The 15280-nt window shown below is 66.5% G+C and carries 20 protein-coding genes; 6 read left to right on the plus strand and 14 right to left on the minus strand.

Annotated features, from left to right (window positions below; all coding sequences use genetic code 11):
- Positions 1 to 13 precede the first annotated feature (13 nt).
- Positions 14 to 910 (plus strand): hypothetical protein, encoded by an 897-nt coding sequence (locus APZ21_RS33740; RefSeq protein WP_156370726.1) that lies wholly within the window; start codon positions 14 to 16, stop codon positions 908 to 910.
- Between the two features lie 16 nt (positions 911 to 926).
- On the opposite strand, the gene APZ21_RS05785 is transcribed toward APZ21_RS33740, so the two are convergent.
- From APZ21_RS05785 to APZ21_RS05840, 12 genes are all read right to left on the minus strand, one after another.
- Positions 927 to 1295, minus strand: coding sequence for a hypothetical protein (locus APZ21_RS05785; RefSeq protein ID WP_054812180.1), 369 nt, complete (start codon positions 1293 to 1295; stop codon positions 927 to 929).
- Positions 1295 to 1594, minus strand: a complete 300-nt coding sequence (locus APZ21_RS05790; protein WP_054812181.1) for a hypothetical protein — start codon at positions 1592 to 1594, stop codon at positions 1295 to 1297. The genes APZ21_RS05785 and APZ21_RS05790 overlap by 1 nt, the downstream gene beginning before the upstream one ends.
- 26 nt (positions 1595 to 1620) lie before the next feature.
- A complete protein-coding gene (locus APZ21_RS05795) occupies positions 1621 to 1980 on the minus strand; it encodes a hypothetical protein (protein ID WP_054812182.1) in 360 nt (119 codons plus the stop codon).
- Positions 1980 to 2384, minus strand: coding sequence for a hypothetical protein (locus tag APZ21_RS05800; protein ID WP_063125215.1), 405 nt, complete (start codon positions 2382 to 2384; stop codon positions 1980 to 1982). The genes APZ21_RS05795 and APZ21_RS05800 overlap by 1 nt, the downstream gene beginning before the upstream one ends.
- Complete coding sequence (locus APZ21_RS05805; protein WP_054812184.1) at positions 2381 to 3433, minus strand: major capsid protein; 1053 nt, start codon at positions 3431 to 3433, stop codon at positions 2381 to 2383. Before APZ21_RS05805 ends, APZ21_RS05800 begins: the two co-directional genes overlap by 4 nt.
- A gap of 30 nt (positions 3434 to 3463) precedes the next feature.
- Positions 3464 to 4150: a hypothetical protein gene (locus APZ21_RS05810; RefSeq protein WP_054812185.1), complete on the minus strand. Its 687-nt coding sequence runs from the start codon at positions 4148 to 4150 to the stop codon at positions 3464 to 3466.
- 61 nt (positions 4151 to 4211) lie between these two features.
- Positions 4212 to 5771, minus strand: a complete 1560-nt coding sequence (locus APZ21_RS05815; RefSeq protein ID WP_054812186.1) for a phage portal protein — start codon at positions 5769 to 5771, stop codon at positions 4212 to 4214.
- A complete protein-coding gene (locus APZ21_RS05820) occupies positions 5761 to 7068 on the minus strand; it encodes a PBSX family phage terminase large subunit (protein ID WP_204249044.1) in 1308 nt (435 codons plus the stop codon). The genes APZ21_RS05815 and APZ21_RS05820 overlap by 11 nt, the downstream gene beginning before the upstream one ends.
- Complete coding sequence (locus APZ21_RS05825) at positions 7065 to 7679, minus strand: helix-turn-helix domain-containing protein (RefSeq protein ID WP_054812187.1); 615 nt, start codon at positions 7677 to 7679, stop codon at positions 7065 to 7067. Before APZ21_RS05825 ends, APZ21_RS05820 begins: the two co-directional genes overlap by 4 nt.
- A gap of 4 nt (positions 7680 to 7683) precedes the next feature.
- Positions 7684 to 8022, minus strand: a complete 339-nt coding sequence (locus APZ21_RS05830; protein ID WP_054812188.1) for a P27 family phage terminase small subunit — start codon at positions 8020 to 8022, stop codon at positions 7684 to 7686.
- A gap of 292 nt (positions 8023 to 8314) precedes the next feature.
- Positions 8315 to 8701, minus strand: coding sequence for a hypothetical protein (locus APZ21_RS05835; protein WP_054812189.1), 387 nt, complete (start codon positions 8699 to 8701; stop codon positions 8315 to 8317).
- A complete protein-coding gene (locus APZ21_RS05840; RefSeq protein ID WP_054812190.1) occupies positions 8685 to 9398 on the minus strand; it encodes an adenine nucleotide alpha hydrolase family protein in 714 nt (237 codons plus the stop codon). Before APZ21_RS05840 ends, APZ21_RS05835 begins: the two co-directional genes overlap by 17 nt.
- A gap of 624 nt (positions 9399 to 10022) precedes the next feature.
- On the opposite strand from APZ21_RS05840, the gene APZ21_RS05845 reads away from it, so the two are divergent.
- The 5 genes from APZ21_RS05845 (at position 10023) to APZ21_RS05865 (ending at position 13605) form a co-directional block, all read left to right on the plus strand.
- Positions 10023 to 10904: a hypothetical protein gene (locus APZ21_RS05845; protein WP_054812191.1), complete on the plus strand. Its 882-nt coding sequence runs from the start codon at positions 10023 to 10025 to the stop codon at positions 10902 to 10904.
- A gap of 115 nt (positions 10905 to 11019) precedes the next feature.
- Positions 11020 to 11751, plus strand: coding sequence for a DUF2786 domain-containing protein (locus tag APZ21_RS05850; protein WP_054812192.1), 732 nt, complete (start codon positions 11020 to 11022; stop codon positions 11749 to 11751).
- Positions 11752 to 11806: 55 nt separating this feature from the next.
- The gene (locus APZ21_RS05855) at positions 11807 to 12316 is read left to right on the plus strand and encodes a hypothetical protein (protein WP_054812193.1); all 510 of its coding nucleotides are present in this window, start codon (positions 11807 to 11809) and stop codon (positions 12314 to 12316) included.
- Between the two features lie 168 nt (positions 12317 to 12484).
- Positions 12485 to 12919, plus strand: a complete 435-nt coding sequence (locus tag APZ21_RS05860) for a hypothetical protein (protein WP_054812194.1) — start codon at positions 12485 to 12487, stop codon at positions 12917 to 12919.
- Positions 12916 to 13605 carry a hypothetical protein gene (locus APZ21_RS05865; RefSeq protein ID WP_054812195.1) on the plus strand — a complete coding sequence of 230 codons (690 nt, stop codon included), beginning with the start codon at positions 12916 to 12918 and terminating at the stop codon, positions 13603 to 13605. The genes APZ21_RS05860 and APZ21_RS05865 overlap by 4 nt, the downstream gene beginning before the upstream one ends.
- A gap of 178 nt (positions 13606 to 13783) precedes the next feature.
- Here APZ21_RS05865 and APZ21_RS05870 read toward each other — a convergent pair whose 3' ends face one another.
- Both APZ21_RS05870 and APZ21_RS05875 read right to left on the minus strand, forming a co-directional pair.
- Positions 13784 to 14995 carry a UDP-N-acetylglucosamine--N-acetylmuramyl-(pentapeptide) pyrophosphoryl-undecaprenol N-acetylglucosamine transferase gene (locus APZ21_RS05870; RefSeq protein WP_239476501.1) on the minus strand — a complete coding sequence of 404 codons (1212 nt, stop codon included), beginning with the start codon at positions 14993 to 14995 and terminating at the stop codon, positions 13784 to 13786.
- Positions 14996 to 15007: 12 nt separating this feature from the next.
- Entirely contained in the window at positions 15008 to 15280 is a 273-nt protein-coding gene (locus tag APZ21_RS05875; RefSeq protein ID WP_054812196.1) for a hypothetical protein, read from the minus strand.

The raw sequence follows: 15280 nt of genomic DNA on the forward strand, positions 1-15280 counted from the left end.
CTAACATGCATCTGTGACCCACCGGGAGCAACCAGAGACTGGATCTTCGCCTGATCCTTCGCAGTTCCAAGCCACAAACGTACGCATTGGTGGTAGCGACAATCTCAGCATTGGCGTGGTAGGCGTAGGGGGCGTCGGAAAGAGCGCACTCGTGGCGAATTTGATGACTAGTGCTGCACAAAGCGAAGCCCTGTTGATTGAAGCCGACTTCGGAGAATTTCCAGAGCTTCGCCGGGTTTCATCAACGCAACACAAAGTCAGAACCCTCTTGATCGCGCTGATTGACTACGAGATTTCGAAGCTCCCAGAGCGTCGCACGCCACCAGACCGAGGCGTTCTGCGAAGACTTGTTCCACTAATTGATGAAGTCGCCGAAGAGAACAGCGAGCTTGGCGACCTGGTCCGCGAAATATTGGCGTTATCGCACGACTCGGAAGGTGTGGCGTTCCTCGTTGCCGGGCTGGCGATGAGGGTTCCTACGGATGAGGCTGTGCCAGTATCAATTTCGAGCAGCGTAACGGTAAACCCGTGGCAGGAGATCGTTCAAGCTGTCGCCCCGACCGTCCTATGGGGTGCAGGTGGCACTGCGGCCATCGCGGCGATCAAGAAAGCATTTCAGCACATGCCCGAGATAATAGACAATATAGTGCAACTCACCCTGATTCGCGGGATTCGAGAAGTTCAGCTTGCAGAGCTGGAGGCGCAGGCAACAAAACACAGGAACGAAGCCTTGCTAGACGTCATCCATACAGCAAATGAGATAACCGTCGCGCGTAGAGTCCGGGACGCTATCCTCGAGCTTTCCGCGGACGACGTCCGAAACCTACAGGTGCGCCCGATCTCCGATGAGGAGGCGACTGAACGGCGCCTTCGGATCGTACGTTCATTAAGCCAAGACGAGGATCAGTAGCCAAGGGACCTCCCAATCACCGCGAAGCTCGAAAACTCAGCTGATATATCGCGCTTTGCCGAATATCGTGAAGGTCGGCGGCAGTGGATTCCTGACCTCCGGTGATTTCGCGAGCGGTGTCGATCAGGACGTCCCCGGCGAGCGTGCCGCCTGATTCGGTGATCGCTTGGCGGCAGGCTTGCTTGAGCTGTTCGGCCTGTTCGTCGGTGTCGGCGTAGGTGTCCACGCGCACGATCGGCCGGTCGGTGATCCCGTCCTCGGCACCGCCGACTCGGCGCACCACGGTGTAGGGCGGGCGTAGTCCGGGTCGGCGGCTCTTGACCGTGGTCACGATCGGTGTGAGCAGGGTGATGAGGACTTCGTGCACGTTCGGGTAGCTCGACATCACCACATCCCGTCGAGACTGTGGAGGAAGTCGGCCATCACGTGCTCGGCCGGGTCGTTGCGGGTGCCTTCCTCGCGGTAGCGGGCGTAGCCGGCGTAGGCGTAGACCACGCCGTACTGATGCCCGCCGCCGGGATCGACGTAGCCGACCACCGCGGTTGCATTGTGGCCGGTGCGACGGTGGGAGTGGGTGCGCCAGTAGTCCGCGCCGAGGGCGACGATGTGTTGCAGGAGTTGGCGGGTGTCGCTGCCGGTGCCGACCGCGAGGTCGAGGGTGTTGCCGGTCGGGTCGTAGTCCACGGTGGTCCTCCTCGGGCGGGGGGTTGTCAGAATCCGCGGGCGATGCGGAAGCGGTGGCCGGGTGACCAGCCGGTGAGCGGATTGGTCGGGGTGAGGATCGCGCCGACGATCCGGAACGGCTGGCCGTCGACCTTCACTCGGTCGGTCGCGAGGAGGTCCGAGCCGAGTGGTGCGGTGAGTTGCGCGGCGACGGTGATGATTTCGCCGTCGACGTATTCCTCTCCGGTGGTCCAGGAGATCGGGCAGGGGCCGATGGTGTGGCTGGGGTGGGCGTAGCGGTCCAGGAGTTGTCCGTCTTCGTCGCGCAGGTCGCCGTAGGCGTCGGCTTCGCCTTCGCGGTAGACCTCGACCATCACCCCCAACGGGTACTCGGGCGGTTTGGTCATCAGCAGATGAGCGGGCGTCCGGAAGCCAATCCCGTGTTGCGGAGCACGAGAACCGATTCGTGGCAGAGACGTTCGGCGGCCTGCTGCACGGTGGCGGGGTCGGGTAGCTGGTAGGCGACCGACCCGCCGTCCACGGTTTGGCTGGCGACCTCGGCGCGCAGCGCCCCCGCTGCCGGGGTGATCCGCGCTTTGGTCCAGGCGATGACCTGGAGGCAGGTCGCCTCGCGCAGGGCCTCGCGCTGGTCGGGATCGGACGGGAGTCCGGCGGGGGTGATGGCGTAGAGGTCGTTGACGGTGTAGTCGCGGACCAGGGTCGAGGCCGACTCGATCAGCGCCGCCGCGTCGGCGGGGATCGGGTCGAGTCGGCCGGTCAGGTCGGCGGGTGTGGCGTAGACGAGCATCACGCGGCGGTGTCCTTCGTCGTGCGCTTGGCGGCGGGCGGCTTCGCGCCCTCGGGATTGCCGCCCTCGGGATTGCCGCCTTCGGGGTTGTCGCCGGTGGGTGCCGGGGCACTGATCGGGGCGGGTGCGCCCGCGTGGGGGCCTTGGAGCAGGACGGCGCGGTCGGGGTCGAGGCAGGTGACGCCGTAGAGGGTGTCCACGGAGATGACGGTGGTCTTGTGGCGGATGTCGTAGTCCATCGCGACCCGCATCGACAGGCCCTTGTACTGCACGGTGTAGACCTCGGCGCCGGGCGGGAGTTCCATCGGCGCGGAGGCGAACGCGAACGCGGTGGAGTGGAACGCGACGCCTACTTCGGTGGTCGGATCGCCGGGGCGCGGGGCGGGGTTGGGTTGGCCGACGTTCTGGGACCAGAAGGTGTCGAACCCGACGATCTGCTGCCCGATGCTGCCCTGGCGTAGCGCGGCGGTGGAATCGCTCTTGTCCGCGTGCAGCAGCAGCGGCTTACCCAGCCAGCGTGCCTTGGTGGTCGGCCCGATCACCGCGCGCCGGCCGGGCGCGGGCACGGACTGGATATCGAGCAGCCGTCCGGCCTCGATGAGGTTTTCGGGGTTCTCCCACAACAGGTCGGTGCCGGTGCCGTAGGGGTCGGTGCCGGCCTGTTGGGTGATCGCGGCGCGCAGTGAGAGGAGGTCGCGGTCGACTTTCTGGGAGATGGCTTCCATGGCGGGGCGCAGGATTTGTTCGTCGAAGTCTTCGATGTCGAGGGTGAGTTCCTCTGAGGTGACTTCGACGCTCACGTCGGCGATGGTGTCGAGGACGACGGGGATTTTGGATTCGGTGGTGTCCTGGATGACGATGCCGCGCTCGCGGTCGAAGGTGGTGGCCTCGAAGCGAGGGGGGCGTTTGACGTTGACGGTGTTGCCGACCTTCTGGGGACCGAAGTCGCTGGAGATGTCGCGGTAGACCAACGGCAGCATGACCGTCAGCTCGTAGAGGTTGGCGAGACTGCGGCGGGCGAGGACGTCGGGGGTGAGAAATACGTTGGGCACAAGCGTCTTTCACGGTGAGTCAGTGGGTGGTTAGGTGCGGGTGTCGGCGATGGAGGCGCGGACCTTGCGGCGGATGGCGTCGATGTCCTCCTCCTGCTCGGGTGCGGGTGGTGTGGCGTTGCCCGCGGTGAACTCCCCACCCGAGCGCGGGACGGTCGGGGTGGCGGCGAGTTTCGGGTTGGTGGTGAGGGCGTCGGTGACGAGGGTGTCGAGGCGGGTGGTGAAGTCGGCGGTCTCGGGGTCGAGGTCGTCGAGGGCTCCGGTGCCGCGTAGGTAGGGCATGAGCAGGGCGTGGTCGGCCTTCTGTGTGGTGGCCGCGGTGAGCAGGGCGTCTTTGATGCGGTAGTCGCGGAGTTTGCGGTCGGCGGCGGTGGCGCGGTCGGTGAGTTCGGCGATGACCTGCTCCGGGTCGGTGCTGTCTTCGGGGACCAGTCCGATGGCGCGCCCGATCTCTTGGACCAGGTCCTCGCGGGCCTGCTGGGCGGCGCGGTCGCGTGCGGTGTCGGCGCCGGTGCGGGCTTGGTCGAGTTCGCGGCGCAGGTCGGCGACCAGGGTCGCCAGGGCGACCGGGTCGTGGTCAGGCGCGGGCGCTGGGACCGCAGCGGGTGGTGCCGGTGCTGGGGTGATGACCTCGGGTACCGCAGGGGGTTCGGCCGCAGGTCCGGGCGCGGGTGGCGGGGGTGTGGGTTTGGTGGGCGGTGTGGGTTCTGCGGACACGACGAAGGTCCTCCTCGATGGATGTGTGAAGAGATGGAGCGATCTACCGGCCGCCGCGGGGTCATTGCCTGGTCGCGGTGGGGTCGGCGAAGGGTTGTGGGCGCGCTGCGGCGGTGCGGGCGCGTTGTTCGGCGTCGGTGCGGATGCGGGTGACTTCGTCGTTGACGTCGTCGCCGGACCAGTTCGGGTTGCGTTCGCGCACAGCCTGTTCGGTCGAGATCAGGTCCGAGCCCTTCAACGTCGCCAACCGGGTCGCGGTCTCGAGGGGTGGTGATTGGGCGCGGACGGGCCAGCGGACTTCGGGGTCGGCCTTCAACTCGATGCGGGACCGGAATTGGACGCGGTCGAGTTCGGTGAGGGTGCGGGCGAAGGGGGCGAGTTCGGCTCTCCAGTAGTTGATCTTCTGGTCGCGGGTGGCTTCCGACAGCTTGTCGCGGGAATTCACGCCGGTGGCGGTGACCATCCCGGCGGCGCGGTCGTCGCCGAATGCGGAGGGGGAGAGTCCGGCGCTGCGGAGGATGAGTTCGGTGATCTCGGCCGCGGTCTGCTGGTGTTCTTCCCACCGAATCGTGAACTGCTGCGGGATGATCGGCGGCTGACCATCCTTCAGGCTGCCCAATCCGGCGCCGGGCAGGGTGGTGTAGATGGCCTGCTCGGAGTCGAACACCGCGCCCGAGCCGGGGCCGCGGGCCTGGGTGACCGTTTTGTCGACGAACAGTCGCGCGCGGCCGAGGTCGATATCGCGTAGCCACGCCGACCACGTCTCATCCAGGGCATCCAGCAGCGGTTCCTGGCCTTCGAGGTCGGAGCGCCCGAGTTGGGCGAGTCCTGGTGTGTGGCGCCAGGACCGGTTCGGGCGCACGTTCGGGACATACCGGGCGGTGAGCGTGTTCACGCCGGTCGCGATAGCCGCGTCACTGTCGACCAGGGGCGCGGCCCACGCGGTGGCGGGATGCTCGAGGAGGTTGCGGCGTTGCCCGAGCCGGTCGCGGCTGCCTCGGTACAGGCCGTGGTGGATGCGGCCGGGCGCGTGGTGTTCGAGGTGTCGCCACACGACACCGCCGTCGTCGGTGACGGCCTGCCAGAACGTCACCGCCGCGAGCCGGTCGTAGCGCCATACCGGTACCGCGGCGTCGGCAGGCATGGTGGCGAGGTTCACGCGGTCGCTGATCGAATGGTCCCACCACGCGCGCAGGTACACCCCGCCCAGCACCGAGGCGAGTTCGCCTGCTTCCAGGAGGGTGGAGGCGGTGTCCGCGCCGCCGAGCAACAGTTCGAGGCGGGTTTGGGCGGTTTTGCGGTCACCGCGTGCGTCGGTCTCGCCGATCACGAACCGCGGGGCCTGGGAGAACAACAGTGCCGAGGACCCGCGAGCCAGGTCGGCGGCGAGGGGGACGTGCAGGCGTTTGGTCGCCTGGGGGTTCGGGCGGCCCCAGAAGAACCGCGCGATCCGCCCCACCAGGCCGCCCGCGAACTGGGACGGCCGGAAGGCCGGGTACCGCTGGTAGTGCTCGGCGAGGCGGTCGGTGTCGCCCGCGTACCAGGCATCCCACACCCGCATCGCCTTCTGCGCCTGGTCGAACGGCGGTGGAGGCCAGGGGATGTCGGTGTCAGGCAGCATCGGGGACCTCGTCGAAGCCGATGATCGGCCGCCAGATCCGTTCGGTGGTGATCAGTGCGTATCGGAGGGCGTCGATGCCGTGGTCGTTGACCTTGATCGGTTGGTCCTCTCCCTCTTCGGTGGCGGTGGTCGACCAGGAGTAGGCGGGTAGCTCGAGCAGCAGCGCCGGACACCGTGACGAGATCCGTAGGAGGCCGCGGGCGAACAGCATCGCCATCACCCGCAGCCCGTAGAGGACGTCGTTGTCGGCGACGGAGGTTTCGAGGCCGTCGGTGTCGAGCTGCACGCGCAGCGAGGCCGCCGACGGGTCGGCGATCACGAACTCCGGACGCATCCGGGCTTGGCGCAGGTCGGGCAGGTGGCCTTGGGCGAGCCAGGCCCGGATCTCGGTCGAGAGTTCGGCGTCGGTTTTGCGGCGGCTCATCGTGGACGGTTCGTAGCGGTATTCGTCCACGGCGTAGAGGATTCCGTCGATGCCGAGGCCGAGCAGGACGGCGTGGGTGGGGTTGGTGGTGCCGTAGTCGATACCGACCGCGATCAACTGCGACATCAACGGCAGCGCCGACCAGTCGATCACGTGGTCGTCGTCCCACGAGTCGAACACCGACCCGTCCGCGGCGACCCAGTGGCCCAAGATGAAGCGCCGGTACCACAGGCCGGAGTACTCGCGCTTGTACTGGAGTTTCCGCTTCTGCGACAGGGCCGGGTTGTCGTCGAGCTCGAAATGCCAGGTCCGCCAGTCCGGCAGCAACGGTTCTCCCTCGGCGTCGGTTTTGCCGATGCGGTCCAGGAATTCGCGTTTGAGCCAGTGCACCGGGTTGTCAGGGTTGGTGGAACCGAACAGGCGCGCGTCGTCCAAAGACATGCGGCCCAGGAGTTGGCGGAAGAAGTCGGGGCGGATGACGGTGATCTCGTCCACATACGCCCCGGCGACTGTCAACCCGCGCAACGACATTTCGGCTTTGGCGTCGGACGCGCCGAGCATGTAGACCCGCCGCCCGAGCACCGTGGCGGTGGGTGCGCCGAGGGTGTAGGAGACCCTCCCTGCGAGATGCCCGAACAGGGCGGGGTCGCGCATGGGTTCGATGACGTTGCGGGCCAGCGACTCTCGGGTGCGGCCGACCATGACGAACTGCCCGCCCGAGGGCGGGTCGGCGAGGAAGATCAGCCAGCACAGGATGGAGGCGATGGTCTTGCCGGAGCGGATCGCGCCTTCCCAGATATTGCAGCGCACGACCGCTTCCACGATCGAGACAGCCTGCTTACGCGAGATCGGCAACTCGTCCAGCACGCTCACGACACTGCGCCGTCACCGTCGGCGTCGTCGTCGGACAGGTCGGTCTCGAGGGGTTGCTCGGGCGGGGCCTGGTCCTGCTCGACCGCGGCCTTGAGCTTGCCGAACAAGTCGCCCAACATGCTGCGGTCCGAGGCGACGGTTTCGTTGCTCTGGTTGGCGATCAGCTCCGACAGGCTCCGCAGAGCGAGCGACAGGGCGGTATAGCCGTCGCGGACATCGCGCAGCGGCGGCAACGGAAGGGTGACGGGGATGAGGGTGTCCAGGCCGCGTTCGTAAGTGGTGACCGGGCTCCACAGCCGTTCGTGCAGGGCGGGAATCTGGGCTTCGAGCATTTCGGCGAAATCCAGCCGTCGCCGTTTGAGTTGTTCGAGGCGGGCGGCGCTGGCCTCGGCGGTCTGGGATTGGTCGAACCGTATCCCGAGCCGTCGAGCCCAGTAGGTGATGGTCGACGGATCGACACCCAACATGGCGGCGATCTCGTTGCGGCCCTTGCCCTGGGCGTGCAGCTCGGCGATGCGGTCGCGGTCGGCCTCGGTGAGCTTGCCCGGCCGCCGCCCCGCCGCACGCCGAACCTCGGCGGGATCGGGGACCTGGCCTTCGATGTCGGTCACCGGGTCAGCTGCGGAACCGTGCGGCCCACGCGGCGATCTTGCGGTCCGCGCGGTCCCGGACCGCACTGATGGGGTTCGGGACCGGGGCACCCGAGGCGGCGTCGATCACCAGCAGCCCGGTTTCGGCGAGGATCACTGTGGCCTCCTGGAATTCGGCAAGTGCTTCGCAGTAGGCGGCGAACTCGAAGAGGTTGGCCGGGGTGAGTTCGGTGTGCGGGGCCAGCCGCTCCCACATGGCGCGGGCCTCGGCCGTCAGCCACTCGGGCGGTTCGGCCTTCCACGCGAGCAGCGACACCGGCGGGGTAGGCCGTAGCGGGATGACCGGATAGTCCGCGGCGGTCACAGTTCACCTCGATTCACAGGGGTTGGTGTGCCAGCGACACCGAGTGGTGGGTGTGTCGCTGGCATCGTGGGCGGGGGTCAGGAGCCGGAGGTCGAGGCTCCGCCTCGTGATCCGGCGATACGGCTGCGGGCGCGCTGCCCGGCAGCCCGTAGGACGGTGCCCAGGCGTCGGCCTGCGGCGGCGAATCGGTTCATCGGTGTCTCCTCCTTTCCGGGTATCGATGTGTGTTCGGGCATGAGAAAACCCCGGCAGGGAGGTGTCCTGCCGGGGTTCACGCGACGGCGGTCGGGTGTTATTTCTCCTCGAGGTCGATACCGAGGATGTCGGCTACCTTCTCGCCGTCGAGGTATTTGTCTCCGAGTTCGACCAGTTCCAGCTTGCGGAGGAATTCGTCTTTCTGTTCGCGGGAGCGGAAGCAGATCGCGACCCAGAATTCGGAGTCGTTCATGGCCGCGAATTTCTCGGCCCATTGTTTGCTCGCCCCCGATAGTCCTTTTCCGAGGGCGTCGAGTTCGGCTTTCACGTCGGCTTCGAGATCGCCGGTGGAATTGCCTCGCACGTCGGCGAGGGGGTCGGGGTGGGGTTGGCGTCGCAACGCGGACGCGATGTCTTCGCGGGACGCTTTGACTTTGGACTTGCCCGCTTTCAGCATGGCGAGGACGTCATCGGGGAGCGGCATTCATCACCTCCGCGCGGAAGATTTCGAGGTCGGCCAGGGGGAACCACGACAGGATGGTCTGGTAGTCGTCGGGGTAATGGGTGCGGATCTGGCCGAGGTAGTCGTAGCGGATACCATCCAACGACCGTTTGAACAGCCGATAGTCGGGGCCGACCTCGATACCTGCCTGTTTGATCCGCGCCCACACTTCTTTCGTTTCCCAGTCCCACAGCGGGGATTGGCGCCGGGTGCGGGGTTTGACCGGCCCCCACCGTTTGATCGCCAGCATCCGCGTCGCCGAATCCGCGGCACGCACGCCGTCGAGGATCCAGGTGTCCGGGGCGGCGAACGCCTCACGCATCAACTCGTCCCATTCCTCGCGGGTGGGTACCCACAGGTCGGCGGCCTCGATGATCGCGCACCGCTGCGGCGGCTGAAATACCAGGTTGGACAGCATCCGCCAGAACGCATCCGCCGGAAGGTCGATGATCCGCCGTTGGAAGTGCTGTTCGTAGCGGTCCAGGTCCTCTCGCACGAACCGCAGGCCCGGCACGATGGACTTGTGGATCGGGATGACCTCGATCCCGCGATCGGCCAGCTCGAGCCACACCGCGATCGAGTCCTTACCGCGGGAGAAATTCAGGATCACCGGTTTACCGGTTTCGGCGATCCCGTCCAGCAGCTGGGTCGAGGTGGGATATCCGGGTAGTCGGATCACGGCATCCCTCCTGTTCTGCACATTCCGCCGGCACTGGGCCGGCCTTCATGAGTTTTCATGGTGAAGTCCTCGATTTGTGCATTTCTGTCATGCCCTGGGATAGGGCACACCAGGGAGGCTAGAGGGCAGGCTCACACCATTCCCCCACCCCCCAAACAGGGCTCGAGAGCCATTCTCAAGCCCTGGAAGACTCCAGGGCTACCCCAATCCACCCCAGGGCCATTCTGAGGCTCACAGGCTCAATTCAGGCCCATTTTGCAGGGATTATGGATCTCCCACTTGCACACCATTTCCCAGTGTGGTTTTGTGGGTTGTGGAAGTGCTTTACAGCCTCCCATTCACCATTGGGTACCTGCCCCTGACTTACGGCAGGGTCGCCCCAACAATTCCGCCTATTGGTACGGCGACACTCATATCGTCTTCTGGGTGAAATTTCGGCAATTCCGGTGACAGCGGAGCCATGCCGATTTCACGGGGGAAGTCGCACCGAGTTTTACCCGCTCGCGTGGCCCCCGCATGTCGTTTGAGAACTCCACAGTGTGAACCAAGCCAAGACAGAACCATTCTGTCTGTCCGTTCCCGCAACCAATTCTCATTGGTTGCGGTCGTTCACTGGGAGAATTCATGTCCACTCGCACCAGCACACGCAACGGCAAGACCGGACCGCGTAAGACCGCGACGTCGAAGGCCACCCCCAAGGCAGAGCCCGCCAAGGCCGCGCCGAAGGCCAAGCCCCGGACTCAGCAGTCGAGCGCGGAGCCGGAAGCCAAGCCGCAGAAGCCTTTCTGCGGCTCGTGTGGTTCCCGGCTCGCACCGGAGGACAACGATCCGTTCCTGGGATCGCCTCTGCTCTACGACGATTCGGGATTCGCGAACCTCTCCGGTGCTCTGTTCCTGTGTGGCTGGCAGTCACAGACCATTCAGAAGGTCGTCGACGGCCGACCCGCCGTCACGCTCGTCGGTACACCCGTCGACGCGAACGGTAAGGCATTGCCCAACAGGAAGATCGTCACCGCGACGTGGCATCACCGCACCGATATCGGATGGGTGCAGATGGCCGAAGTGTGCGGCTACAGCCGCTCCGACGGCCAGGGATTCCAGAACCGGACCGCGGAGCAGCTGGTGGAATACGTCGGCCGCAACATCGCCGAATGGGTGCTCGCACCCATCGACGAAGCGGCCGAGCCCAAGCCGAAGGGCAAGGGCAAGACCACCGGCAGCGGCGGCGGCAAGGCCGCAGCGAAAGCTCCGGTCGCGCCGGAACCCGACCCCAAGCCGCAGGCACCCGACGAGTCGGAGGCCCCCAAGGCCACGGTCGACCCGGAATCCAAGGGCCTGCCCCAGGGCAGCACCCCCGCGCCCACCGAACCCGAACCGGCTCCCCAGCCGGAACCGGAACCGGAAGCGGTGGAACCCGAACCCGGCGACGACGGCTCCTCGGTCGAGCAGGACAACGCCGCCGCGGGAGTGGAGGAAGAAGTGCTCGAGGAAGGCGCAGCCGCCTGACAACCGGCTGCGGCCGACTCACACCGGCCCGACCCGAACCAGCTCATTGCCTGGTTCGGGCCGGGCCTCGCTTCATCCCACCCACCAACCCACCCACTGAAAGGGAACACCAGCGATGGAATCTGAAGTCGAAACCCCGACCGAGAAGGTGATGCGACGGGTCCGGGGCCTGTTCGCCAAGGCCGAAGGCACCGACAACGAACACGAGGCCGAGACGTTCCGGGCCAAAGCCTACGAACTGCTCGCCAAACACAACCTCGACGAGATGAAAGTCCGCGCCTCCGGGCAGCAATCGCCCGCTTCGGCACGTGACAATCAGATCATCGTGGTGCGCTTCGACATCCCGCCGCGCTACCGCGAACAGCGGATCACGCTGCTGAACGCGGTGATGCATCCGTTCTACTGCAAGGTCATCGACTGCGGTGACGGTGTGGTGCGCTGTTTGGGGGTGCGCGCCCAGATCGATCGGGCCCGTTTCCTCTACAGCCTGCTCACACCGCAGATGCTGTCGGCGACCAGCAGATACGTCCCCGACGACCCGTTCGATCACGCCGCGGTGGTCCGCGAACGCCAGTCGTTCATGACCGGGTTCGCCGCCACCGTCTACAAACGGCTGCGCGATGCGGCGTCCGCGGCGATCAACGACGCCGGCGGCGGCGCGGCCCTGGCGGTACGTGACCTGCTCAACCGGGTCGATGCCGCTTTCAAGGCCAAATTCCCCAACGCCGTCAAAGGACTCGCCCACCGCCACTCCGGGGCCGGTTTCGATGCCGGAGCGCGCAGCGGCAACGCCGCCGACGTCGGGCACACCCGCGTCGGTGGAGGGCGCAAAGCCCTGGACTCCTGACCCGCCGACCGCCAGGCCCGGTCACCGGATTCACCCGGTGACCGGGCCTGGCGTCATGTCGGCCCACTCGGACCTGCCCGCGGCCATCCGGGTCACGGGACAGAAGAAGGAGGAACACCTGATGAACGACAACGACATCCGAAGCTGCGGTGTGAGTGTGGAGCTGAGCTGCGCTCGCTGTGGGCAGGTCGTGTCCTGCCCACGGGAAGGCTTCGACTACATCCTGCGTGAACTGCTCGAACACACCGAACTCGGGTTCGGGCAACTGCTCTCGGCGTTGATCCTGTCCGGCTGGGACATCGACCTGCATCAACTCGTGGTCGGTGATTACCCGCGGGTGATCCTGATGGGCACTCCCGTCGACCGTGACGGGCGCATGGACGTGACCAAGAGCGACGTCACCGCGATCTGGGAACGCCGCCCCGAAGGCTGGGTGCCCGGCACCAACACCACCGGGTTCCAACGCATACAGGGTGGCGCGTTCCGGGCCGAGTCCGCACTCGAGCTGGCTGGACTGGTCACCCAGAGCCTCGCCGGATGGGCGCGGATACCCGCGCGCCGCTGACCGACCAGCACCACCACGACCTCGCCGGTTCGGCGGGGTTTCTCGACCCTGCTGCACCGCAGCAGGAGCGGTGACCGAGATCCGGTTACCACGGGCCGCGTCCGGCATGCCTTAGCCACATTCCGGGCGCGGCCCTCTCCGCACACATCACTACGGGAGACAAACACGATGAGCGATCCCTGCATCGTGGGCAGACTCGGCGGCCACACGGCCACCGGCGTCTACGTCCACGTCGACGGAGCACCCGAGACCATTTTGGAACGGCTCGGCCTGATCATGACGCGCGACGGTGTCGAGACCACCTTGAACACCCTCGCCGCCCGGCACTACGGCTGGACGTATCTGTGGCCCGAACTCGATGAGGGCGACGTCGAGACCAACCTCGGTCTGCCCTTCCACCGAGGGCGGGTGATCGAAGGCTACGGCTTCGCCTACACCCTCGGCCCGCGGCTCAACCTCTACACCCTCGCCGACGCGCGCGAGCATCCGTTGATCGGGTGGGCGTACTTCATCGACCCCGCCGGCGGAGACGTGCACTGGTACGACACCCGCCCCGGCGCCCCCGAAACCGCGCACGTCGTGTCGGTCTGGAGCAGGTCATGACCGGCCCCGAGACGCCGCTGCCGCTCGGGGTGTGGCGGCGTGACCGGTTGCCCAACGGCTGGCGGTACTGGACCGAGATGATGCGCCGCTACAGCGAGCCCGACCGGTTCCGCGTCCAACTGGTCACGGCGATCGACGGAATACGCTGGTATCCACCGCAACCAGCGGCGTTACCGATGTGGCCGGGACTCGGCCTGGTCGAACTACTGAACTCACAGCGGTTCGGTGGAGTCGGCGGGCTCGGAGTCAGCGAGACACCGTTGGAGTATCCCGAGGACGCCTACCTCGATGCCTACCTCGAACGAGACGCCGCACCGATCTGGGCCACCTACAGCCTGCTCGGCATCAAGCAGATCACCCGCGAGGGATGGCAGCTGTCCTACTTCCTCGACCGAGGAACCGACATCAGCGGTATCGCCCTGGACATCGTCGACCAACCACATCCGACCGATCACAGCGTGTACTGCGTGCTGAATCGGCACGACGAATGCCCCGGCTCCTACGAGCCGACCGGCTGGCTGCCCGGCAAGCGTGTCTCGTGTGGGTGCGAGTGCGGTTGCCGGTCTCGGTCACAGGGGCGCGGCCCCGATGATCTTCGCGATGGTCTCGACCACGAACGTCAACACTTCCAGCCAGATGGGAAGGGTGGCACCGTAACTCACGACGAACCTCCGAAACAGCAGTAGCGGAAAGGGGTAGGAAACGACGGAACCCCCGGCGTCCTGGAGGGGATGGGGACGTCCGGGGGTTCTGTCACGATGCGTCGGCGTGGTGTAGGCACACTACTGGCGCGAAACCGACGCTAGCTGTCCACAATCCAAGCGCGCAAGAGCCGATTCGGTGAGAGTGCCGTGAGCGGCCTGGCTACGGCAGGGCGAGGTCGAGGACGGTCAGCGCGAGGTGTTGGGCCGCGTCGGGATGTCCCATCGCTCGGGCTCTGCCTGACATGGCCTCTCGTTCGGTGGGCGCGGCCAGCAGCGGGAACAGGTTGTCGCGCAGGTCTTGAGCGGTTGGCGTGATGCCGATCGAACGGGCAGCGCCGTGCTCGGCGAGGTAGGTGGCGTTGCGGAGCTGTTCGCCACCGACCGAGTGCGGGTAGGGGATCAGAACCGAAGGCTTGCCGAGCGTTGTCAGTTCGGCGAGTGTTCCGGCCCCGGAACGAGATACGACGACATCGGCGAGGGCCAGGACGTCGGGAAGCTCGGTGCCGATGAATTCGCGAACCTGGTAGCGGGCTGCCAACGCCCCGAGCAGGGTGGCCGCGTGGCGGCTTACCTCGTCGTGGGAGTTGCGGCCGCACTGGTGGATGACATTGGCGACGGGCAGTAGTTCGGGCAGGAGGGCGGCGATGAGGTCGTTGATCTGGCGCGCGCCCTGTGCGCCGCCGGTGACGTAGACGGTGGGCAGACTCGGGTCGTGGCCGCTCCATTCAAGGGCCTTGATCGCCGCTTGCGGGTCGCCGTTGGCGAGTTCCGGACGGATGGGATTGCCCGTGACCACGGTGCGGGCGCGCAGCCTGGCGGGTACGACCTGCACCGATGCATAGGAACTCAACGCGATCCGGTCCGCGACGCGGGCCAGCAGCGCGTTGGCCGCGCCGAGGCCGGTGGTCTGTTCGTGGATGACCAGCGGTACCCGGTGGCGGCGCAGTCGCGCGGCCATGCCTATCGGCGCCGAGACGTACCCTCCGGTGGTGAGGACCGCATGGGGTCGTCGTGCGGTGACCAACGCGCGGGCGGCGAGGACCGACAGCGGTACCTGGACCGCGTCGCGCAGGTTCGCGGTGTTGAGCATCTTGAGCGGGTTGCGGTCCCGGCGAAGCTTGCCCGCGCGCACCGCGGCGAATTCGATCCCGTGTTCGGTGGCGACTCGTTCTTCCAGCGAATCGGGGGTGCCGACCCAGAGAATCTCGATATCGGTGTCGGCTTCGATGGCGAGGGTGCGTAGCGCGCGGACAGCGGATGCGGCGGGATAGGTGTGCCCGCCCGTGCCGCCCCCGGCGACGATCACGGTGACCGGACCGTGTGCGGTCAGTCGGCGAAGTATCGAGGGACGGTCGGGAAGGGTGGGGTCCACGGCGCTCCTGGATCAGGTGTCGGAATGAGCTGGTGTCGGCGGGTTCTCGCCCACTGTGCCGGGTTCGAGCCCGGAACCGGTGAGGCGGGGCCGTCGCAGCAGATCGGCCATTCGGAGTTTGGTCAACATGCGTCCGGCTCCGCGTGGGTCGGCACCGAATTGGGACAAGTAGCCCTCGACGGTGCTGTCCACAATCCAAGTCCGCAAGGGTCGCAGCAGATGTGCGTAGGCCACGTTAGCGAGTTCCTGACGGGCCTGACGGGTGAGTCCGGGATCGACGCTCAT

It is taken from the genome of Nocardia arizonensis, from assembly GCF_001310275.1.
Taxonomy (GTDB): domain Bacteria; phylum Actinomycetota; class Actinomycetes; order Mycobacteriales; family Mycobacteriaceae; genus Nocardia; species Nocardia arizonensis.

Bases quoted from the DNA above. Each gene is read 5' to 3' on its own strand.
- APZ21_RS05845 (WP_054812191.1), top strand. From the start codon at position 10,023: ATGTCCACTCGCACCAGCACACGCAACGGCAAGACCGGACCGCGTAAG.
- APZ21_RS05795 (WP_054812182.1), bottom strand. From the start codon at position 1,980: ATGACCAAACCGCCCGAGTACCCGTTGGGGGTGATGGTCGAGGTCTAC.
- APZ21_RS05875 (WP_054812196.1), bottom strand. From the start codon at position 15,280: ATGAGCGTCGATCCCGGACTCACCCGTCAGGCCCGTCAGGAACTCGCT.
- APZ21_RS05865 (WP_054812195.1), top strand. From the start codon at position 12,916: ATGACCGGCCCCGAGACGCCGCTGCCGCTCGGGGTGTGGCGGCGTGAC.
- APZ21_RS05785 (WP_054812180.1), bottom strand. From the start codon at position 1,295: ATGTCGAGCTACCCGAACGTGCACGAAGTCCTCATCACCCTGCTCACA.
- APZ21_RS05860 (WP_054812194.1), top strand. From the start codon at position 12,485: ATGAGCGATCCCTGCATCGTGGGCAGACTCGGCGGCCACACGGCCACC.
- APZ21_RS05850 (WP_054812192.1), top strand. From the start codon at position 11,020: ATGGAATCTGAAGTCGAAACCCCGACCGAGAAGGTGATGCGACGGGTC.
- APZ21_RS05855 (WP_054812193.1), top strand. From the start codon at position 11,807: ATGTCGGCCCACTCGGACCTGCCCGCGGCCATCCGGGTCACGGGACAG.
- APZ21_RS05815 (WP_054812186.1), bottom strand. From the start codon at position 5,771: ATGCTGCCTGACACCGACATCCCCTGGCCTCCACCGCCGTTCGACCAG.
- APZ21_RS05835 (WP_054812189.1), bottom strand. From the start codon at position 8,701: ATGCCGCTCCCCGATGACGTCCTCGCCATGCTGAAAGCGGGCAAGTCC.